Annotated in this window: 18 protein-coding genes; 6 read left to right on the top strand and 12 right to left on the bottom strand. The window is 69.9% G+C overall.

The window, feature by feature from the left end; genetic code table 11:
• The first annotated feature begins 41 nt into the window (after positions 1–41).
• From NCG93_RS11405 to NCG93_RS11380, 6 genes are all read left to right on the top strand, one after another.
• Positions 42–1,556, top strand: coding sequence for an ABC transporter ATP-binding protein (locus tag NCG93_RS11405; RefSeq protein WP_194414166.1), 1,515 nt, complete (start codon positions 42–44; stop codon positions 1,554–1,556).
• Positions 1,553–2,863: an ABC transporter permease gene (locus NCG93_RS11400; RefSeq protein ID WP_194414165.1), complete on the top strand. Its 1,311-nt coding sequence runs from the start codon at positions 1,553–1,555 to the stop codon at positions 2,861–2,863. The genes NCG93_RS11405 and NCG93_RS11400 overlap by 4 nt, the downstream gene beginning before the upstream one ends.
• Positions 2,860–4,146 (top strand): ABC transporter permease, encoded by a 1,287-nt coding sequence (locus tag NCG93_RS11395; RefSeq protein ID WP_194414164.1) that lies wholly within the window; start codon positions 2,860–2,862, stop codon positions 4,144–4,146. The genes NCG93_RS11400 and NCG93_RS11395 overlap by 4 nt, the downstream gene beginning before the upstream one ends.
• Before the next feature lie 168 nt (positions 4,147–4,314).
• Entirely contained in the window at positions 4,315–4,716 is a 402-nt protein-coding gene (locus NCG93_RS11390) for a cytidine deaminase (RefSeq protein ID WP_194414163.1), read from the top strand.
• Entirely contained in the window at positions 4,713–6,038 is a 1,326-nt protein-coding gene (locus NCG93_RS11385; RefSeq protein WP_194414162.1) for a thymidine phosphorylase, read from the top strand. Before NCG93_RS11390 ends, NCG93_RS11385 begins: the two co-directional genes overlap by 4 nt.
• 93 nt (positions 6,039–6,131) lie before the next feature.
• Complete coding sequence (locus NCG93_RS11380; protein ID WP_194414161.1) at positions 6,132–7,247, top strand: adenosine deaminase; 1,116 nt, start codon at positions 6,132–6,134, stop codon at positions 7,245–7,247.
• Between the two features lie 114 nt (positions 7,248–7,361).
• Here NCG93_RS11380 and NCG93_RS11375 read toward each other — a convergent pair whose 3' ends face one another.
• The 12 genes from NCG93_RS11375 to NCG93_RS11320 all read right to left on the bottom strand — a co-directional run bounded on the left by NCG93_RS11375 (position 7,362) and on the right by NCG93_RS11320 (position 20,102).
• Complete coding sequence (locus NCG93_RS11375) at positions 7,362–8,243, bottom strand: DUF559 domain-containing protein (RefSeq protein WP_241741847.1); 882 nt, start codon at positions 8,241–8,243, stop codon at positions 7,362–7,364.
• Between the two features lie 403 nt (positions 8,244–8,646).
• On the bottom strand, positions 8,647–9,711 hold the full coding sequence (locus NCG93_RS11370; protein ID WP_252787523.1) for an SDR family oxidoreductase: 1,065 nt from the start codon (positions 9,709–9,711) through the stop codon (positions 8,647–8,649).
• Positions 9,708–10,754, bottom strand: coding sequence for a bile acid:sodium symporter family protein (locus NCG93_RS11365; protein ID WP_194414160.1), 1,047 nt, complete (start codon positions 10,752–10,754; stop codon positions 9,708–9,710). The genes NCG93_RS11370 and NCG93_RS11365 overlap by 4 nt, the downstream gene beginning before the upstream one ends.
• The gene (locus NCG93_RS11360) at positions 10,751–12,430 is read right to left on the bottom strand and encodes a flavin-containing monooxygenase (protein WP_241741846.1); all 1,680 of its coding nucleotides are present in this window, start codon (positions 12,428–12,430) and stop codon (positions 10,751–10,753) included. Before NCG93_RS11360 ends, NCG93_RS11365 begins: the two co-directional genes overlap by 4 nt.
• Positions 12,431–12,578: 148 nt before the next feature.
• Positions 12,579–13,301, bottom strand: a complete 723-nt coding sequence (locus tag NCG93_RS11355) for a TSUP family transporter (RefSeq protein WP_194414159.1) — start codon at positions 13,299–13,301, stop codon at positions 12,579–12,581.
• Positions 13,302–13,504: 203 nt separating this feature from the next.
• Entirely contained in the window at positions 13,505–14,275 is a 771-nt protein-coding gene (locus tag NCG93_RS11350; protein WP_194414935.1) for an alpha/beta hydrolase, read from the bottom strand.
• A 105-nt stretch (positions 14,276–14,380) separates the two neighbouring features.
• Positions 14,381–15,535 carry a mannitol-1-phosphate 5-dehydrogenase gene (locus NCG93_RS11345; RefSeq protein ID WP_194414158.1) on the bottom strand — a complete coding sequence of 385 codons (1,155 nt, stop codon included), beginning with the start codon at positions 15,533–15,535 and terminating at the stop codon, positions 14,381–14,383.
• Positions 15,535–15,972 (bottom strand): PTS mannitol transporter subunit IIA, encoded by a 438-nt coding sequence (locus NCG93_RS11340; RefSeq protein WP_194414157.1) that lies wholly within the window; start codon positions 15,970–15,972, stop codon positions 15,535–15,537. The genes NCG93_RS11345 and NCG93_RS11340 overlap by 1 nt, the downstream gene beginning before the upstream one ends.
• Positions 15,973–16,116: 144 nt before the next feature.
• Complete coding sequence (locus tag NCG93_RS11335) at positions 16,117–17,679, bottom strand: PTS mannitol transporter subunit IIBC (protein ID WP_194414156.1); 1,563 nt, start codon at positions 17,677–17,679, stop codon at positions 16,117–16,119.
• A gap of 49 nt (positions 17,680–17,728) precedes the next feature.
• Positions 17,729–19,420 carry a phosphoenolpyruvate--protein phosphotransferase gene (ptsP, locus tag NCG93_RS11330; protein ID WP_194414155.1) on the bottom strand — a complete coding sequence of 564 codons (1,692 nt, stop codon included), beginning with the start codon at positions 19,418–19,420 and terminating at the stop codon, positions 17,729–17,731.
• Position 19,421: 1 nt separating this feature from the next.
• Complete coding sequence (locus NCG93_RS11325; RefSeq protein WP_194414154.1) at positions 19,422–19,700, bottom strand: HPr family phosphocarrier protein; 279 nt, start codon at positions 19,698–19,700, stop codon at positions 19,422–19,424.
• 45 nt (positions 19,701–19,745) lie between these two features.
• Positions 19,746–20,102 carry a PTS sugar transporter subunit IIB gene (locus tag NCG93_RS11320; RefSeq protein WP_194414153.1) on the bottom strand — a complete coding sequence of 119 codons (357 nt, stop codon included), beginning with the start codon at positions 20,100–20,102 and terminating at the stop codon, positions 19,746–19,748.
• Positions 20,103–20,325: the final 223 nt, after the last annotated feature.

The following is a 20,325-nucleotide window of genomic DNA, read 5'->3' as shown; positions in this document are numbered from 1 at the left end:
GCGCATAGCGCCGCGGCCGAGCGAATCTATAGGGTGCAGATATGAAGCTGGAGCTTCGCGGGATCACGAAGAGATTCGGCAGTCTCGTCGCGAACGACCACATCGATCTCCTCGTGGAGCCGGGGCGCATCCATGCGCTTCTCGGTGAGAACGGCGCGGGGAAGTCGACGCTGATGAACGTCCTCTACGGCCTGTATCAGGCCGACGAGGGGGAGATCCTCCTCGACGACGTCGTGCAGCACTTCCGCGGACCGGGCGACGCCATGGCGGCCGGCATCGGCATGGTGCACCAGCACTTCATGCTCATCCCCGTCTTCACGGTCGCCGAGAACGTCATGCTCGGGCACGAGACCACGAGGGGCCCCGGCGTGCTCGACTTGGGCGCCGCACGCCGTCACGTGCGCGAGGTAGCCGACCGCTTCGGCTTCGCGATCGACCCGGACGCCATCGTCGGCGACCTGCCGGTCGGCGTGCAGCAGCGCGTGGAGATCATCAAGGCGCTCTCGCGAGACGCCAAGGTGCTGGTCTTCGACGAGCCCACCGCGGTGCTCACCCCGCAGGAGACCGACGAGCTGATGGCGATCATGCGCCAGCTGCGAGACGAGGGCACGTCGATCGTCTTCATCACCCACAAGCTCCGCGAGGTGCGTGAGGTCGCCGACGAGATCACCGTGATCCGCCTCGGAAAGGTCGTCGGCCAGGCCTCGCCGACGGCCACCAACGCCGAGCTCGCCTCCCTCATGGTCGGCCGCGCCGTCGAGTTGACCGTGCACAAGGATGCCCCTCGCCCCGGCGAGGGCGGGCTCGTCGTGAAGGATCTGCGCGTGCTGACCGCGACCGGTGCGGTCGTCGTCGACGACGTCGCGTTCGAGGTGCATCCCGGCGAGATCCTCGCCGTCGCCGGCGTGCAGGGCAACGGACAGACCGAGCTCGTCGAGGCGATCGTGGGACTCGCGTCCCGCATCGAGGGCTCGATCGAGCTCGACGGCGTCGAGCTCGTCGGCAAGAGCGTCCGGGCGATCCTCGACGCCGGTGTCGGCTTCGTGCCCGAGGACCGCACGGAGGACGGGCTGGTGGGCAACTTCACCGTCGCCGAGAACCTGATCCTCGACCGCTCGATCGACGCCCAGTTCGTGCGGGCCGGAACCATCCGCCGGCAAGCGGTCGAGCAGTTCGCGAAGGATCGGATCGCCGAATACGACATCCGCACGCAAGGGCCGGCGACGCCCGCCGGCGCGCTGTCGGGCGGCAACCAGCAGAAGGTCGTGATCGCGAGGGAGATGAGCCGGGAGCTGCGCCTTCTCGTCGCCGCTCAACCCACGCGCGGCGTCGACGTCGGATCCATCGAGTTCATCCACAAGCGAATCGTCGAGACGCGGGATGCCGGCATCCCCGTCGTCGTCGTCTCCACCGAGCTCGATGAGGTCGCTGCCCTCGCCGACCGCATCGCGGTGATGTACCGCGGCACCATCGTCGGTGTCGTGCCGGGCGACACGTCCCGCGAGGTGCTCGGACTCATGATGGCCGGCGCGACGGATGCGGAGGTCTCGGCATGAGCGGTACGACACCCGGCGCCGCCGGCGTCGAGCGTCCCATAGACCCGCAGCTTCCCCGCATGTCGGGGCCCCTCACCGGGCAGGAGCCGCCGGCACCCCCGAAGGCGAACGCCTTCATCAAAGAGCTGATGCGCGGAAGCATCGTCACCACGATCCTCGCGATCGTGCTCGCCATGCTGGTGGGCGGCATCCTGATCGCGCTCACCGACGAGGACGTCCAGCAGGCGTCCGTCTACTTCTTCGCCCGTCCGGGCGACACGTTCGTCGCCGCCTGGTCCGCGGTCTACGGCGGCTATGAGGCGCTCTTCCGCGGTGCCGTCTTCAACGCCCGCGGAGCCGACTTCGCTGCGCAGATCAAACCGCTGACGAACGCGCTCGGGTTCGCCGCGCCGCTCATCGCCGCGGGTCTCGGTGTCGCCCTCGCGTTCCGCGTCGGGCTGTTCAACATCGGCGCGCGCGGTCAGATGCTCATGGGCGCGGTGTTCGCGGCGCTGTTCACCTTCCACATCGATCTGCCGATGTGGCTCCATCTGCCCGCGACGCTCCTCGCGGGGATCGTGGGCGGGGCGCTCTGGGGCGGCCTCGTCGGTGTGCTCAAGGCGTACACGGGTGCGCACGAGGTCATCCTCACGATCATGTTCAACTACGTGGCGTACTACCTGCTGCTGTGGATGATCCGCACCCCCGGCCTGCTGCAGAAGGAGGGCACGAACCAGCCCATCAGCGCGGCCACGCCCGAGTCGGCGCGATTCCCCGAGCTGTTCGGCCCCGACTTCCCGTCGCTCGACTGGGGCTTCGTCATCGTCATCCTGGCGACGCTGCTCGTGTGGTGGATCATCGAGCGCTCGAGCCTGGGCCTGCGCATGCGAGCAGTGGGCGAGAACCCGCACGCCGCCCGCGCCGCGGGCATCAGCGTCCAGCGCATCTACATCTACGCGATGCTGTTCGCCGGAGGCCTCGCCGGCCTCGCCGCCATGAACCAGATCCAGGGTTCGGTGACCACCGGGTTCACCGCCACCATCGACGCCGGCATCGGCTTCGACGCCATCACCGTCGCCCTGCTCGGCCGCAGCCGCGCCTGGGGCACCTTCGCCGCCGGCATCCTGTTCGGCATGCTGAAAGCAGGGTCGTTCTCGATGCAGGCGCAGGGCATCCCGGTCGACATCGTGCTGGTCGTGCAGTCGCTGATCGTGCTGTTCATCGCGGCGCCCCCGCTGCTGCGGACGATCTTCTTCCTCCCGAAGACGGATGCCGAGAAGGCCGCCAAGGCGAGAGCCAAGGCCGCGAAGAAGGCGGTGGCGGCATGAGCGCACTGGCCCCCACCGCATCTGCCGACGGGACGATCCAGCTCGTCACCGTCCGCGAGCGCCATTTCAAGACGGCGATCGTCCTGGGCGCGGTCGTCCTCCTGCTCGCGGCGCTCTTCCTGTTCGTGCCGCGCGACGGCGTGAGCACCTTCCGTCTCGGCGGCCGCGATTCCGCGTTCGCCCTGCCGGACGTCGAACTGCCCACCGCGGCGACGTGCTGGATCCTTCTCGGAATCCTCGTGCTGCTCACCGCCTGGGCGCTGTGGGACACGTGGTCCTACCGCTCGCCCGCGCTCTGGCTGATCATCGTCTTCGGGGTGCTCGCGGTGTTCGCGTTCCTCGTCTGGGCGGGTGCGGGCGGCCTCGTGCCGGTCTCGAGCCTCCTCGTCGGCGCCGTCTCGCTGTCCGTGCCGCTCGTGTTCGGCGCGCTCGGCGGGGTGATCGGTGAACGGGTCGGTGTCGTGAACGTCGCCATCGAAGGACAGCTGCTACTCGGCGCCTTCACCGCGGCGGTGCTCTCCAGCATCACGCACAACCCGTTCGTCGGACTGATCGGGGCGATGATCGGCGGTGTCCTGGTCGCATTCGTGCTCGCCGCATTCGCGATCAAGTACCTCGTCGAGCAGGTCATCGTCGGCGTGGTGCTCAACGTGCTGGTGACAGGCCTCACGGGCTTCCTCTACGGGGCGCTGCTCGCACCGAACGAGTCCCTGCTGAACAACCCGGTGCGGTTCACCCGCATCAAGATCCCGCTGCTCAGCGACATCCCCATCATCGGACCGGTGCTGTTCAACCAGACGTTCATCGTCTACCTGATGTTCTTCACGGTCGCCCTGGTCGCGTGGGCGCTGTACCGCACGCGGTGGGGTCTGCGGCTCCGCGCCGTCGGCGAGCATCCTCAGGCTGCGGACACCGTCGGCATCCGAGTGAACACCTCGCGGTTCTGGAACGTCTCCCTCGCCGGCGCGGTCGCGGGAATCGGAGGCGCGTACTTCACGCTGGTGTCGGTGCCGCAGTTCGGCAAGGAGATGACGGCCGGCCTCGGCTTCATCGCGCTCGCCGCCGTCATCTTCGGCCGCTGGGATCCGATCCGTGCCACCCTCGCGGCCCTGATGTTCGGCTTCGTCACGAACCTGCAGAACCTGCTCACCGTGCTGAAGACCCCCATCCCGAGCGAGTTCATGCTGATGCTGCCGTATCTCGTGACGATCCTCGCCGTCGCCGGCTTCGCCGGGCAGATACGCGGTCCCGCCGCCGCGGGCAAGCCCTATATCAAGGGGTGACCGTGCCCGCCGATACCGTGACGAGCGGCGGATGCCGAGCCGAGGCATCCGGATCCGCCGCCGCCGACCCTCCGGATACCGGAGCGGTCGGTCGGATGCTCCGCCGGGCTCGGCCGAACGTCAGGGGACCCCTGTGACGCTTTTCCTCACCCTGAACGGAGTCCTGAAGTGACCGATATCGACTGGGACGAGCTGCGCGCCGCCGCGACCGACGCCATGGAGCGTGCGTACGCGCCGTACTCCCGCTACAAGGTGGGCGCGGCCGCCCTCGTGACCGACGGGCGCATCGTCACCGGGTGCAACGTCGAGAACGCGTCGTACGGCGTGGGCCTCTGCGCCGAGTGCGGTCTCGTCAGTGAGCTGCAGATGTCCGGCGGCGGCGGTCTCGTGGCCTTCGTCTGCGTCAACGGCCATGGCGACACGATCATGCCGTGCGGTCGATGCCGGCAGCTGCTCTACGAGTTCGCGATCCCGGGCATGCTGCTCGAGACCGTGTCGGGCATCCGGACCATCGACGAGGTGCTGCCCGACGCGTTCGGACCCCGCGACCTCGAGGAGGCGGCACGATGACCGCCCCTGCGGTCGGTGAGCCCATCGAACCGCACGCGGTGGAGCCGTTCGACGCGGTCGACGTCATCCGGTCCAAGCGCGATGGCGGCGCAGTCCCCGACCCTGCCCTCCGCTGGATGGTCGACGCCTACACCCGCGGCTATGTGGCCGATTCGCAGATGGCCGCGTTCGCGATGGCGGTGCTCCTGAACGGCATGACGCGCGACGAGATCCGGGTCATGACCGACGCGATGATCGCGTCGGGGGAGCGGATGAGCTTCGCCGGCCTCGGCAAGCCGACGGTCGACAAGCACTCGACCGGCGGCGTCGGCGACAAGATCACGCTGCCGCTCGCCCCGCTGGTCGCCTCGTTCGGCGTGGCGGTCCCGCAGCTCTCCGGCCGCGGGCTCGGCCACACCGGCGGCACCCTCGACAAGCTGGAGTCGATTCCGGGCTGGCGTGCGGCGCTGTCGAACGACGAGATGTTCGCGCAGCTGCGCGATGTCGGCGCGGTCATCTGCGCGGCCGGCTCGGGGCTCGCACCCGCCGACAAGAAGCTGTACGCGCTGCGCGACGTCACCGGCACCGTGGAGGCGATTCCGCTCATCGCGTCGAGCATCATGTCGAAGAAGATCGCCGAGGGCACCGACTCGCTCGTCCTCGATGTGAAGTTCGGCTCGGGGGCGTTCATGCGCGACGTCGACCGCGCGCGGGAGCTCGCCCGCACCATGGTGGCGCTCGGAACGGACTCGGGCGTCGCGACGACCGCCCTGCTCACCGACATGAACACGCCTCTCGGCCTCGCGATCGGCAACGCCAACGAGGTGCGCGAGTCGGTCGAGGTGCTCGCCGGCGGCGGTCCCGCCGATGTCGTCGAGCTGACGGTCGCGCTTGCACGCGAGATGCTCGCGCTCGCGGGGCAGCCCGACGCGGACGTCGAGGCGGCCCTCCGGGACGGCCGCGCGATGGACGCCTGGCGCGCCATGATCCGCGCCCAGGACGGCGATCCGGATGCCGCCCTCCCGGCGCCGAACGAGACCCACACCGTCACGGCCACCGAGGCCGGCTACGTCACCGGCGTGGAGGCGCTGCCGTTCGGCATCGCCGCATGGCGCCTCGGCGCCGGCCGCGCGCGTGCCGAGGACCCGGTGCTCCACGCCGCCGGAATCGATCTTCACGTCAAGCCCGGCGATCAGGTGGCCGTCGGTCAGCCGCTGTTCACCCTGCTCGGCGAGGATGACTCCCGCTTCGAACGCGCCCTCGAAGCCGTCGAGGGCGCCTGGCGGATCGGTGCGGAGGCGCTGGCTGCCGCTCCACTCGTCCTGGAACGCATCACCGCCTAGGCTGGGTCAGTCCCGCGCCGGGGCTCCGGTGCGGCGCCGGGTCGCGGCATCCGTCCATCACCCCCACTCGCGATCGCAACCGAGGAGAAATCCATGCCCATCGACCAGCACGGCGACGCCATTCTCGACGGTCTGTCCCTCCGGAGCCTCCCCAAGGTGTCGCTGCACGATCACCTCGACGGCGGCGTGCGGCCGGCGACGATCGTCGAACTCGCCGACGCGATCGGGCTGGAGCTTCCGGAGTCCGACCCCGACGACCTCGCGGACTGGTTCGCCGAGAAGAGCGACTCGGGCTCCCTCGTCGAGTACCTGAAGACGTTCGACCTCACGATCGGCGTGATGCAGACCCGCGAGGGCCTCACGCGCGTCGCGCGGGAGTTCGTCGAGGACCTCGCCGCCGACGGCGTGATCTACGGCGAGGTGCGGTGGGCGCCCGAGCAGCACCTGACGCGCGGGCTGTCGCTCGACGAGGTCGTCGCCGCCGTGCAGGAGGGTATCGAGGAGGGCGAGGATGCCGCCGAGCGCGGTGGCCGCGACATCCGCGTCGGCCAGCTCATCACCGCGATGCGTCACACCGACCGGTCGCTCGAGATCGCGCGTCTCGCCGTCGAGTGGCGCAATCGGGGTGCGGTCGGGTTCGACATCGCCGGCCCCGAGGACGGCTTCCCCGCCTCGAACCACCGCGACGCCTTCGACTACCTCGCGTCGGAGTTCTTCCCCGCGACCGTCCACGCCGGAGAGGCCGCCGGCCTCGAGTCCATCCGATCGGCTCTCATCGATGGCCGTGCGCTGCGGCTCGGGCACGGCGTGCGCATCGCCGAAGACCTCGAGGTCGTCTCGCGCGCCGGCGAAGAGGTGCTCGTGCAGTTCGGCGACCTCGCCCGCTGGGTGCGCGACCGCGAGATCCCGCTCGAGCTGTCGCCGTCGTCGAACCTGCAGACCGGTGCGATCGAGCGCTGGGGCACCACGATCGAGGACCACCCGTTCGACCTGCTGTACCAGCTGGGCTTCGCGGTTACCGTGAACGTCGACAACCGCACCATGAGCCGCACGTCGCTGACGCGCGAGCTCGCGCTTCTCGCCGAGACGTTCGAGTACGGCCTCGACGACCTGGAGGCGTTCCAGCTTAACGCCGCCGCTGGCGCGTTCCTCCCCGTCGAGGAGCGCGAGGAGCTCATCGATCTCATCGCCGACGGCTTCGACGCGTAGCCCACGGCCTCTGGAGAGCGGATGCCGCGGCCGCGGCATCCGCTGCTCCACGGCACGGCCGCAACAACTCCTCAGTTCTGGTGCGGCGAGCGCACCCTCGGGCCCACAACGAGCTCATCTCACCTTGTTTGAGGAGTTGCTGCGCTCTGTGCGGCGGCGCGGCCCGTGTCGGAGTACGTCCTGGAGCGCCGCACGCACCTCGTCGCGGTGGTGGAAGATGTCCTCAGCGATGATGCGGACCGTCGTGTAGCCGACCCTTGCCGCCGCGAGGTCCCTCCGCCGGTCGTGCTTCTGCGCCGCCCAGCCCGAGTGGTGCTCTTCGCTGTCGCATTCGACGATGAGCCAGCCGTCGACGACGAAGTCCACCCTGCCGACACCGCTGATCCGGACCTGCAGCTCGACCTGGCAGTCGAGGGTGCGCAGGATCAGTCGCATGAGGCTTTCGGAACCCGACTCGCTTCGAGGATCGAGCAGTCTTCTCAGCGCCTGGTACCTGCGTGGAAGCCTCCCGAAGACGAGCGCCAGCGTAGCGTCGTCGATCAGCCGGGCGTGCCATGCACTGTCGAGCGAGGCGATGGCCTCGCGTGGCCCCTGACATCGCACGGACTGTGCGAGTGCTTCCACCAGGTCCGACACCAGTGCTTCGCGCGGTGCCTCGGAGTCCCGCCAGTGACACGTCACCCCCGGTGGGCGGAGAGGCAGCCGGCTCGCGCCGACATCCACCTGCAGATGAAGTGCCGGGGCAGCGAGGACGAAGACACCGAGATGGCGCAGCAGCGATACACAGTCGAGCCGCCCGCCCAGCTTGGCCACCGTAAGGAGATCAGGATGCAGATCGCTGCGGATGTATCGTCCCTTGCGTGCTCGAACGATCCGTCCGTCGGCCAGTGCACGGGCGAGGCGAGTCCGCGTCAGGCCCATTCGCAGGAGCTCGTCGCGGCTGAGGAATGTCGGCGATATGCCGCTGGTGAGCGAGCGCTCTGCGAGTTCGAACATGCGCTTCACCCTGTCGTCCGGCGTTGCCGGCCGGCCGCCCTCTTGGCGCCTCTGTGCGGAAGTGGGGGATTCGTCACCGCTTCCTCTGCTGTGGAGGAGCCACAAGTCCTCAGGATCGATAACCGTTCGCAATGTCGCTGGGGGACTGCCGCTGAACGTCGCCCGGTCCTGAGGAGTTGGTGCTGCCGGCGTGAGGCCCGGGCTCCTCGACTCACCAACCAACGCCGTGAGCAATCACGGCCCGACCGGCGCCGGGTTGCGCGTCATCAAGTCCTCAATGGAGACAACTTCATGGCCGACCGCGGCGGTGAGGCCAGCCCTCGGGTAGATCTTGCGGAGTTGTTGCCGGACCGCGGCGGTGCGCACCGTCCTGCAGCCGGGGCGACGCAGAGACGGTAGCGGGTCAGCGGCGGGCGACGCCGGGGTGGGTGGAGAGGTAGGCCTCGAAGGCCTCGGATGAGGTCTTGGAAGGCGTGTAGCCGAAGTCCCGCTTGAGGGCGTCGTTCGCCAGCACGGGTCGGTAGCGCAGGAACCCGACCTGTTCGGGACCGTGGACGGTGAGGCGCAGCATCCGTCCCACGCGCAGTCCGATTCCGAGCAGGCCCGGCGGCACCGTCACGACCGGCTTGCCGAGACGTCGCGCGATCTCGGGCACGGTCACCCGGCCGTCGCCGGCCACGTTGTAGACACCGGGCGGGCCGGACGTCGCGGCGCGCGCCATCGCGGCTGCCACGTCGTCGACCCACACGAACACGAACGGGGACTCGGACCCGCGCACCTTGAGCAGCGCCGGGCCGTCCCAGAGCGCGGTGATCTGGTTCTGCACGGTCGGCCCGAGGATGGTACCGATGCGGAACACCACCTGCTCGAGCTCGGGGTGTGCGGTGCGGTAGCCGGCGAGCAGTTGCTCGACGAGGCGCTTGTGCTTGGAGTACGCGAACTCGTCGTTGCCGCGCACCGGGTCGGATTCGCGCAACCACTCCGGGCTGTCGGCGTGATAGCCGTAGGCCGCGCCCGACGACGACACCACGACGCGCCGCACTCCGGCCTCGACGCACGCCTCGAGCACGTGGCGCGAGCCGTCGACGTCGACCCGGTACTCGAGGTCGTGATCGCGGCCGGGGTTCACGATCGCCGCGAGGTGCACGACCACGTCGATGCGGTGGCGCTCCAGCAGCGGCACCAGTCCACCGGCGCTCGTCACATCGCAGTCGTCGTAGACGACGCCGTCGATGGGATGCTGCGGCCGCCGCACATCGCCGGCCACCACCAGTTCCACGTCCGGGTGCGCGACGAGCGCTGCGGCCACGTGCGACCCGAGGAAGCCGGCGCCTCCGGTGACCAGCACCCTGACCCGCTCGCGGCGGACACCGAGTGCGGCGGGATCGGTCAGGGTGGTCGGCTGCGTCGAGAGGCTGCTGCGCGCCGCAGCGGCACGGGCCGCGGCGGTGTGGCCTGCGCGGCTCACTCCGCGGCTCCTGCCGAGGAACCGGAGGCCGACGAGCCGGGATCCGAGGCGCCGGACTCCGCGGCGCCGGCGGCTCCAGCGTCGGTGGCCCCGGCATCCGCGACCCGCAGTGCGTGACGCGACGCGTCGCCCTTCGCCGACCCGGTGCGCCGCTTGGTGTGGCGCGCCCAGAGGGCCGCGACGGCGAGACCCGCGATGATGTCCCAGATGCCCCACCAGCCGGCCACGATGGCCATGCCGCCGAGTCCGCCGAAGAACGCGAAGACGAGCCCGAGCCCGAGACCGGCGTTCCGGATGCCGACCTCGAACGTCATCGCCTTGCGCTCCCGCGTGCCGAGGCCGCCGACGACGGCGGTCGTGTATCCGATGCCCAGCGCGACGGCGTCGTGGATGGTGACGACGAGGATGATGATGCCGAGGAACGCCACGAAGTAGGACCAGTTGCCCGCGAGCGCCGCCACGATGAAGCCGACGAGCGCGATCAGCGAGAACCACTTCACCCACGGCTGCACCCTGCCGGCGAAGACGGGGAACCGGTTGCGGATGAACAGGCCCAGGGCGAAGGGCACGCCGATGATGAGCAGGATGTCGCCCAGCATCGACCACGGGTTGAGCTCGACGGCCACCAGCAGATCGCGCGCGGTCGGGTGCAGCGAACCCCAGAACGCGACCGAGAGCGGCAGAAAGAGGATGTAGATCAGGTTCGACACCGCCGTCATCGACACCGACAGCGCGACGTTGCCGCCGGAGCGGTGCGTGAGCACCTGCGAGATGTTGCCGGGCGGGCAGCACGCCACGAGGATCATGCCGAGAGCCATCGACGGCGTCACGGGCAGGATCAGAGTGAGCCCGAAGGTCACGGCCGGCAGCACGACCAGTTGCGCGAGGATCGCGATGACGAACGGCTTCGGCTTGCGGGCGACCACCTTGAAGTCGTCGACCGTCGTGTCGAGGGCGATGCCGAACATGATGAGCCCCAGCACCACGTTGAGCACGACGAGAGTGCCCGGGTTGAAGTTGAGGAGGACGTCGTCCGGGTTCATGCCGTCGCCTTCTTCGCAGCCGGCGTGCGCATGGATGCCGACGTTCTGCGGTCCCTGAGCTTGTCCTTGCTCCGGTCCCTGAGCCTGTCGAAGGGTCCGCTCGGCGTCGGCGCCGCAGCATCCGTCCGCAGCAGGCGGGTGGCGGCTCGCACCGCACCGCGATAGGCGTCCTTGTTCACGTAGTACGACATGCGTTCCAGGCCGAGGTAGTGGTAGCCGCCGGTGAGGTCGGGCCAGGCCTCGCTCGCGACGCGCCGGCGGAAGGCCGCGGCGCGGTCGGGGTGGCGCTCGAGCGCCGCGAGGTAGGCGGCGATGAGTTCGGCCTGCTCGTACCGGCCCTGCCAGCCGATTCCGGATGCCTCGATCATGCCCATCACGTACAGCCCGTTGAACGACGGGGTGAACGCGTTGAGGAAGAGGCGCGGCGCCATGCCGCTCCAGGCGAGCTCGCTGCGGTCGACGAACGGGTAGTCGAGCTTGTAGCCGGTCGCGAGGAGGACGGTGTCGTACTCGCCCGATGAGCCGTCGCGGAAGTGCACGGTGCGGCCGTCGAACCGGTCGATGTCGGGCACGATGCGCAGGTCGCCCTGGCCGAGGTGATTGAGGATGAGTGTGTTGACGATGGGATGCGACTCGTAGATCTTGTAGTCCGGCTTCGGAAACCCGAACCGCACCGGGTCGCCCGTGAATGCCCGCAGCACCCTGGTGTCGACGAACTGCTTCAGACGCGCGGGAAGCGGCCGTCCCTGGTTGAGCGTGTCGGACGGCTTGCCGAACAGATAGCGCGGCACGAAGTAATAGCCGCGCCGCACGCTCATGTCGACGGATGCCGCGTGGTGCACGGCATCGACGGCGATGTCGCAGCCGGAGTTGCCGGCGCCGATGATGAGCACACGCTTGCCGGTCAGCTGCGTCGCCGACTTGTAGGCGCTCGTGTGCAGGAGCTCGCCGGTGAACGCGCCGGGGAACGCCGGGACGTTCGGCTCGGCGAGCGTGCCGTTCGCGAGGATCACGCCGTCGTAGCGCCGCTGCGTCGGCTCGCCTGCGGAGCCGGTGTCCGAGCCGCCGCCGGTCCCTGAGCCGCCCCCGGTCCCTGAGCCGCCCCCGGTCCCTGAGCCGCCGCCGGTCCCTGAGCCGCCGCCGTCGCCTGAGCCGCCGCCGTCGCCTGAGCCGCCGCCGTCGCCTGAGCCGCCGCCGGTACCTGAGCCGCCGCCGGTCCCTGAGCCGCCGCCGGTCCCTGAGCCGCCCCCGGTCCCTGAGCCGCCGCCGGTCCCTGAGCCGCCCCCGGTCCCTGAGCCTGTCGAAGGGCCCTCGGCCTGCAGCATCCAGCCGCCGTCGTCGGTGCGCGCGAGCGAGGTGACCTTCGTGTCGAAGCGGAACCGCTCCGTGATGCCGAAGTGGTCGGCGAACTCGCGGAAGTACGAGACGAGTTCGCGGTGGCTCGGATAGTCGGCGGTCGTCCGCATCGGGAACTCGGCGAACTCGGTCGTGGTGCGCGAGGAGATGAGGTGCGCCGACTCGTACATGGTCGAGCGCGGGTTCTCGATGTCCCAGAGGCCGCCGACGCCGCGCGATGCCTCGAAGCCGTCGAAGTCGATCCCGGCCTTCTGCAGGGCACGGGCCGCCGACAGGCCCGAGGGGCCGGCGCCGATGATGGCGTAACGATGGTCGCTCATTGATCCTCACGTTCGTCGGTGCGCACGTCCTCGTGCCGGCGTGACGATTCCGCCGACAGAACACTAGGCGTGAAGCAGCATTAACCGAAATCCGCGCGTGATCCGGCACCCGCGACGGGATGCCGCGCCCGTCGGACGTCGGCAGCCGTCACATGAACAGTGCCAGGATGCCGCGGACCAGCACCACCGTCGCGCCCGCCCACGCGAGCGCGAGCATGGCTGCCCGGGCGATGCGCGGCGACACGTTGCGGGAGAGGATCGTGCCGATCGCGATGCCGGCGACCGTCGCGATGACGAGGGTGCCGACGTCTTCGGCCGGCGTGACCGGCAGTCCTCGCAAGGCCACCGAAACGACGCCGAAGACCGCGAAGATCAGCTGCGCGCTCGCGGCGAAGCTGCGCTGCGGCCAGCGGTCGCCCACCGCGTATGCGGCGAGCGGCGGGCCCGACAGGCCGCTCGCCACGTGCATGAAGCCCGCGGCGGAGCCCGACACGACGGCGCCCATGCGCCCCGTCAGCGATGTGGAGAGCGCAGAGATGCGTCCGGCCATCAGGGCCAGGTACGCCATGCCGGCGATGAGGAGCAGGAGGGCGGCATCGGGGAGGAGCCGCACGAGGAGGGCGCCGAAAGGGGCGGCGACGATCCCGGGCCAGATGAGCCACCAGGAGCGAGCCCAGTCGATCTGGCGCCACACCAGCGGGATCGCGACGAGGGAGGCGACGAGCGCGAGGAGCACGCCGATCGTGACGCCCTCGACCGGTCCGTAGAGAAGGACGATCGGCCCGACGAGCACGAGCACGAACCCGAGCCCGGTGATGCGCTGGATGACCGCAGCGACGAAGGCCGCGATCGCAGCGAGGATGACGGTCACGGGATTCCAGTCTAGGCGGGCGGTGCCGGTCGCTCAGCCCGGCCCGTCGGCTCGGGGCGTTTCGTCTCGGTCGCTGGCGCTGCCTCGCTCAACGACCGGGACGTGGGCTGTCCGGTCGTTGAGCGAGCGAGGAACGAGCGAGACGAAACGCGGTGGATGCGGTCCAGACGTCAGTCCGCTTCGGCTTCGGGCGGGAGCGCCGGTCAGCGACCGGCGGTGGCGAGGGCGAAAGGCCCCACGAGCTCGGTGAGCTGGTCGCGCATGTCGTCGTCCGCGATCGTCGGCGTGCCGTCGCCGGGCTGCGGTCCATAGTCACCGAAGGATGCGTGACTCGCGCCTTCGATCTCGTGCATCTCGGCGTCGTCGGGCAGGAGGGGCCTCGCCTCGGCGATCTTCTCCGGTGTCGACAGGCCGTCCTCGCTGCCGGACACGCTGATCACGGGCAGTCCCGACGTCGACAGGTCGTTGGCGCAGTAAGAGCCGAAGAGCGCAAGACCGTCGGCATCCGTTGCCAGCTGGCACGCGCGCACGCCACCGAGCGAGTGGCCGCCGACGAGCCAGGTGTCGATTCCGGGTGCCAGGTCGGTGAATGCCGATAGCGGGCGCAGGTCGAAGAACGCGAGGTTCAGCCAGGGCTTCGTGATGACCACGGTGACGCCGTCCTCGGCGACGAGACCCGACAGCTTGTCTGCATATGCCCAGGGGTCGACCTTTGCGCCCGGCACGTACACGAGGCCGACGTCCGCCGACTCGCCGGCAGGTGCCAGCACGATGCCCGCGTCGGTGTCGGTGATCTCGATCGCGGTGTTCGCGCGCACGTCGGCAAGGGGTCCCGGCTCGGCGGCCATGACGCCGACCTGGCTCCAGATCACGATGCCCACGACGGCGAGCACGATGAGGGCGCCGAGCGAGCCGAGGATCCACCACAGCACCCGGAGACCGCGCCGGCGGGTCTTGGGTGCCGATGGAGCCATGGCCTCCGATCCCGCCTCGGCGTCGGGTGCGGGCTCGGGGGAGGGGGCGCTCGGGGTCACCGGTCGAGCGTAGACCGGCGCGTGCCGCTCAACCTGCGAGCCCGGTCAGGCTCCGAGTTCCGCCTGCCGTGCCGCGACGACGGCCTCGACCTTGGTGAACAGCGGATGCTCCGGCTCGAGGCCTGTGACGGACGCCGTGAAGGTCGCGGCATCCTGTTCCCGCAGCATCCGCTGCAGGTCCACCGACTGGGCGTCCTCTGTGTCGTCGAAGGCCAGCGCCGCGCCCATTGCGTCGACCAGCGCGTCGACGCCGAGACCGCGCTCGGCGGCCTCGGCGGCGGGGCCGACGAACCGCTCGTGGCGCGAGAGCTTGCGCAGCGGCTGACGGCCGACCCGCCACACCGTGTCGGGCAGGGCGGTGTTGCGGAAGCGGCTCAGGATCGTCGACCGGTAGGCCGCGAGGGACTCGGCATCGAGCCCGTGCTTGGCCTCGAGAAGGGCCGACGTCTCTTCGAGCGCCGCCTCGACGCGTGCGGACAGCTGGGGGTCGGCGAGCGCCTGTGCGATCCCTTCCACCCCTGCCTGGGCGCCGAAGTACGCGGTGGCGGCGTGACCGGTGTTGACCGTGAACAGCTTGCGCTCGATGTACGGTTCGAGGTCGTCGACGAAGTGTGCGCCCGGGATGCGGGGCGGATCGTCGCCGAACGGCGGCCGCTCGATGGCCCACTCGAAGAAGGGCTCGACGGTGACGTCCACTCCGCCTCCTTCGGGCTGACCGGGCACGATTCGGTCGACGGCGGTGTTCGCGAAGACGGCACGGGAGGCAAGCGCGTCCCAGGCGTCGCCCGCGAGCTCCTTGATCTCGTCGCGCAGCAGATCCGTGGCGTTGATCGCGTTCTCGCACGCCAGGATCTGCAGCGGCGGACTGGACGGATCGCGCAGCGCGAGCCCCCCGACGATGTGCGGGGCGACGAACTTCAGGATCGTCGGCCCGACGGCGGTCGTGACGACGTTGGCGCCCGCGATCTCTTCCACCACCTGCTCGGGATGCTCCGCGCTGTTGATCGCGCGGAAGCCCGTGACGACGGTGTCGCGCCCGCCTTCGCCCACCTCGTGCACGGTGTACTTCGACGCGCGGTTGATCGCGTCGACCAGCGGTGCGGCCACGTCGGAGAAGACGAGCTCGTATCCGCCTTCGTGAAGGAGGAGTCCCACGAAGCCGCGACCGATGTTGCCGGCGCCGAAGTGGACGGCCTTCATCAGACGCCCGCCGCCGACACCAGGCTGAAGAGCTCCTCCGGCGTCTGCGCCTGCTTCAGGCGCGCCACGTCGTCCTCCTCCGAGAACAGGATGGCGATCTGAGAGAGGATCTCGAGGTGCTCGTCGCCTTTGCCTGCGATGCCGACGACGAAGGTGACGGGGTTGCCGTCCCAGTCGACCCCGCCGTCGTAGCGCACCACCGACAGCGCGGACTCGAGGATCTCGCCCTTCGTCTCATTCGTGCCGTGCGGGATCGCCAGCTCGTTGCCCATGTACGTCGACACGGTCTGCTCGCGCTGCAGCATGGCGTCGTAGTACGCGCCGGTGACCGCGCCCGCAGCCTGCAGGATGTCGGCGGCCTCCTTCATCGCCTCGTTGCGCGTCGCGCTTCCGGAGTGGATGCGCACCTGACCGATGCTCAGGACCTCGCGTGCCATGTCTTCGCCTCTCTCATCGTTCGTTCCGGTTGTCATCAACGGATGACGGATGCCGCGGCCTGCGCCGCGGCGATGCTCGCCGTGGCCGGCCGGGCGATGGGGCCGAGGGCATGAAGCGCCCGCCCGGCCCCACCGCGGTCTCGGCTACGCCCCATCCTGGTGCTGCGCGCGCACCAGGTCCACGACCTCGTCGTATCGGGGCGAGTTCATGAAGTTGTCCACCGACACGTGCACCGAGCCGGGCGTCTTCTGCCGCGCCCGGTCGGTGAGCTGGTTCTGGGTGATGACCAGGTCCGCCGAGGCATCCAGCGCCGCGATCGCCTTGTTGACGACGGTGACGTCCTCGATGCCCGCCTTCTTGATCTTGTTGCGCAGGACGCTGGCGCCCATCGCCGACGAACCCATGCCCGCGTCGCACGCGAACACGATGTTCTTGATCTCGCGCTCGGTCATGGTCGCCGGCTCGATGCCGCCGTCGGGTCCAGTGGCGGCGCCGCCGCGCAGGCCCGAGAGCGCGTCGGAGGACTTGCCCTTGGCCGCCTCCGTCTGCGTGATCGCGGCGCCGAAGGCATCGTCCGTCGCTGCCATCGCCTCGAGGTCGCGCTTGCGCGAGGCCCGGAGGATCAACGCCGTGAGGACGAAGGTGACCGCTGCGGCAAGGATCACCGACAGGATGACCGCGAAGTACGAACCCGTGGCCGTCTGCGCGAGCACCGCGAAGATACTGCCAGGTGCGGCTGGCGCTCGAAGGGCTCCGCCGAGGAGCATGTTCGTCGTGACACCCGTCGCGCCTCCCGCGATGAGCGCCAGGATCACCATGGGCTTCATCAGCGCATACGGGAAGTACACCTCGTGGATGCCGCCGAAGAACTGGATCACGGCAGCCCCGGGCGCCGAGGCGCGTGCCGCCCCGATGCCGAAGAAGGTGAACGCCAGCAGCAGACCCACACCCGGGCCGGGATTGGCCTCGAGGAGGAAGAGGATCGATGCGTTGTTCGGGGCGTCGGCCGCCTGCTGGATGCCCAGCGGCGTCAGGACGCCGTGGTTGATGGCGTTGTTGAGGAACAGCACCTTCGCCGGCTCGATGATGATGCTGGTCAGCGGCAGCAGGTTCATGTCGACGAGCCAGTTGACGCCGCTGCTGAGGATCTGCATCAGCCCGTTGACCAGCCACGCGATCGGGTAGAACCCGACGATGGCCATCACGAAGCCCCAGATGCCGGCCGAGAACATGTTGACGAGCATCTCGAAGCCCGCCTTGATCTTGCCTTCCCAGAGGCTGTCGAGCCATTTCATCGTGTACGCCGACAGCGGCGCCATGATCATCGCGCCGATGAACATGTGTACCTGGCCGAGCTGGTTGTCGGCGGGAAGGTCCGCGTTGATCTGTGCGATCAGGAAATCCGACCCGGCGATCGCGCCCATGACGCCGATCGAGGCGACGACGCCGCCGCGGACGCCGTACACGATGTTGCCGCCCGTGTAGGCGATGATGATCGGCAGCAGGTAGTGGATGAACGGGCCGACGATCGTCGCGAGGTCCGCGTTGGGTGTCCACCCCACCTCGATGAAGAACGCCGTGAAGATGCCCCACGCGATCAGGGCCGGGATGTTCGGCATGATCATGCCGGACAGGAACGTGCCGAAGCGCTGGACTCCGACCCGAGCCTTGTTGGTGCCCGATGCGGGCACAGACGCCGTTGTCATGTCTGCTGTCTCCTTCTTCTCTTCTCGTTGTGCCGCAGCTGCGGGCGGTCTATCGGGTGGCCGCCGTCTGGGCGGTGGTGCTCGTGCTGCCGGCCGCGGCCTGCTGCGCCGCGATTCGAGCGGATGCCGCGTCCGACGCGGCGAGGGCGGCGGCGGCGATGTCGCGCGCCTGGCCGGCGGTGTGCTTCAGCAGCGTGGCGCGCACGTCGGCGAGGGCCGTGGGAGCCATCGACAGGCTCGTGGCGCCGAGGCCCACGAGCACCACGGCAAGGAGCGGGTCGGCCGCCGCCTCGCCGCAGATGCCGACCGGCTTGCCGTGCGCCCGGCCGGCGTCGCCGACCTCGCGGATGAGCCGCAGCACCGCGGGGTGCCAGGGATCCTGGAGGGAGGCGACCGAGCCGAGCAGGCGGTCGGCCGCCATCGTGTACTGCGTGAGGTCGTTGGTGCCGATCGACGCGAAGTCGGTGTACGACAGGATCCGGTCGGCCAGCAGCGCGGAGGACGGCACCTCGACCATGACCCCGGCAGTCTTGATGCCGTAGTCGCGGGCGATGTCGGTGAAGTACTCCGATTCCTCGACGGTCGCCACCATCGGCGCCATGACCCAGAGGTCGGCGTCGGTGGCGGCATCCGCCTCTGCAAGTGCGGTGAGCTGCTCCCGGAGGATGTCTTCGCTCGCCCGCAGGGCGCGGATGCCGCGGAGCCCGAGCGCCGGGTTCTCCTCGTGCGCGTCGTTGAGGAACGCCAGCGGCTTGTCGGCGCCGGCGTCGAGCACGCGGACGACGACCTTCTTGCCCGGGAACGCCGCGAGCAGCTTCGTGTAGGCCTCGCGCTGCTGCTCGACGGTCGGTGCCTGCGCCGAGCTCAGGAAGAGGAACTCGGTGCGGAAGAGCCCGACGCCCTCGGCGCCGAGGGCCACCGCATCGACGGCGCCCTCCGGCTTGCCGAGGTTCGCGAGCAGCGGCACCGGCGTGCCGTCGGCGAGGGCGCCGTCGGTGATCGGCGCGGACGAGGCGGATGCCCGCTCCTCGGCGCGGCGCTGAGCGCGCTCGAGCTCGTCGGGCGTCGCCGCCGTCGTGACGACGCCGGCCGCGGCATCCACGATCACGGTCTCGCCGTCCCGCAGGTTCTTGGCGTCAGCCGCGCCGACGATCGCGACGATCGACTTCTCGCGCGCGAGGATCGCCGTGTGCGACGTCGGGCCGCCCTCCGTGGTGACGAGCGCCAGCACCTTGTCGAGGTCCAGGAGCGCGGTGTCGGCCGGCGCGAGATCCTTCGCGACGAGCACGAAAGGATGCCCGGGATCGGGCACGCCCGGTGCGGGCTCGCCGCGCAGCCGGGCGATGACGCGCTGGGCGACGTCGTCGAGGTCGGCGGCGCGCTCGCCGAGGTAGCCGCCGAGCGCGGTGAGCTGCTCGCGGAACGACGCGAACGCGTCGAACACCGCGAACTCGCCCGTCCGTCCCTGGGCCAGGCGGGTGCCGACCTCATCGACGAGGGTCGGGTCCTCCGCCATCATCGCCTGCGCCTCGAGCACCTCCTGTGCGGCGCCGCCGGCCTGCGCCCCGCGCGCCTCGAGCTCGCGGGCGACGGCGGCGACGGCATCCGTCACCCGCGCCTTCTCCTCGTCGACGCTCAACGTGCTGGGTGCGTCGGAGGGAGGGGGCGCCGGCTCCGCCATGCGCGCGACAGGTCCCTGGGCGACGCCCAGGCCGATGCCGACACCTCGCAGCTCGGTCATCTCAGGCCTCCGCGTCGTGGTCGGTGGTGAGCAGCTCGGCGAGCCTGTCGAGCGTGGCGTCGGCGTTGTCACCGTCCGCCGTGAGGGTCACGTAGTCGCCCTGCTCCACGCCGAGCGCGATCACGCCCAGGATGCTGGCGGCGTTGACCGGGCCGCCGGCGTCCTTCGCGATCGTGATCGGGATGCCGGCATCCTTCGCCGCCTGCGCGAACAGCTTCGCGGGCCGCGCGTGCAGCCCGTGCGCCGATCCGATCCGGACGGTGCGGGAGATGGGTGGCATGGGGTGACCTCTCTGTCGTGAGCTCGGCGTTCAGGGGATGGCGGGTCAGTCGGGACTGTCCGGCGGGTCCGCCGCCGCGGCCGGAAGCGACCCCCCGGGGCTTCCGGTCGCGGCGCGGACCAGCGCGAGGGTGCGGGTGCCGTCGCGGTCTCCGAAGATGTCGGACGGCAGCAGAACGACGATCGTGCCCCGTGCGGCGGCATCCCGATCGATGCGCTCCAGCGCGTGCGCAAGATGCGGTCCCACCAGGACGACGTCGGCGCCATCGAGATCGATCGGCAGCGACTGCTCGGTGCCGGCGAACGCGGAATAGTCGAGACCCTCCGCATGCGCCGCGTGACGAACGCGCTGAGCGACGAAGGTGCTCGAGGCACCCGCTCCGCAGACCACCAGGATCCTCATCGACCCGCCTCCTCATGGCCATTCTTGTGAGAACGCTGAGAGGGGACAACCACTCCTTCTTCCGCGGGGGCGGAAACGGTCGGGTCGTGCGCCGAGGCCGGGGCGTTGCGACTCGATCGCCGGCGCTCCCTCGCGCGACGACCGGTGGGTCGCGGTCACGACAGCGAGCCGTTTGCTCGCTCGCTTAACCGCACTGTCCGGTCGTTGAGCGAGCGAGGAACGA

It is taken from the genome of Microbacterium yannicii (assembly GCF_024055635.1).
Classification (GTDB): Bacteria; Actinomycetota; Actinomycetes; order Actinomycetales; family Microbacteriaceae; genus Microbacterium; species Microbacterium yannicii.
This window is presented reverse-complemented; position numbering and strand designations above follow the sequence as displayed.

Coding starts and splice junctions, on each gene's coding strand:
- NCG93_RS11405 (WP_194414166.1), top strand. CDS start 42: ATGAAGCTGGAGCTTCGCGGGATCACGAAGAGATTCGGCAGTCTCGTC.
- NCG93_RS11400 (WP_194414165.1), top strand. CDS start 1,553: ATGAGCGGTACGACACCCGGCGCCGCCGGCGTCGAGCGTCCCATAGAC.
- NCG93_RS11395 (WP_194414164.1), top strand. CDS start 2,860: ATGAGCGCACTGGCCCCCACCGCATCTGCCGACGGGACGATCCAGCTC.
- NCG93_RS11385 (WP_194414162.1), top strand. CDS start 4,713: ATGACCGCCCCTGCGGTCGGTGAGCCCATCGAACCGCACGCGGTGGAG.
- NCG93_RS11380 (WP_194414161.1), top strand. CDS start 6,132: ATGCCCATCGACCAGCACGGCGACGCCATTCTCGACGGTCTGTCCCTC.
- NCG93_RS11375 (WP_241741847.1), bottom strand. CDS start 8,243: ATGTTCGAACTCGCAGAGCGCTCGCTCACCAGCGGCATATCGCCGACA.
- NCG93_RS11365 (WP_194414160.1), bottom strand. CDS start 10,754: ATGAACCCGGACGACGTCCTCCTCAACTTCAACCCGGGCACTCTCGTC.
- NCG93_RS11360 (WP_241741846.1), bottom strand. CDS start 12,430: ATGAGCGACCATCGTTACGCCATCATCGGCGCCGGCCCCTCGGGCCTG.
- NCG93_RS11350 (WP_194414935.1), bottom strand. CDS start 14,275: ATGGCTCCATCGGCACCCAAGACCCGCCGGCGCGGTCTCCGGGTGCTG.
- NCG93_RS11345 (WP_194414158.1), bottom strand. CDS start 15,535: ATGAAGGCCGTCCACTTCGGCGCCGGCAACATCGGTCGCGGCTTCGTG.
- NCG93_RS11340 (WP_194414157.1), bottom strand. CDS start 15,972: ATGGCACGCGAGGTCCTGAGCATCGGTCAGGTGCGCATCCACTCCGGA.
- NCG93_RS11335 (WP_194414156.1), bottom strand. CDS start 17,679: ATGACAACGGCGTCTGTGCCCGCATCGGGCACCAACAAGGCTCGGGTC.
- ptsP (WP_194414155.1), bottom strand. CDS start 19,420: ATGACCGAGCTGCGAGGTGTCGGCATCGGCCTGGGCGTCGCCCAGGGA.
- NCG93_RS11325 (WP_194414154.1), bottom strand. CDS start 19,700: ATGCCACCCATCTCCCGCACCGTCCGGATCGGATCGGCGCACGGGCTG.
- NCG93_RS11320 (WP_194414153.1), bottom strand. CDS start 20,102: ATGAGGATCCTGGTGGTCTGCGGAGCGGGTGCCTCGAGCACCTTCGTC.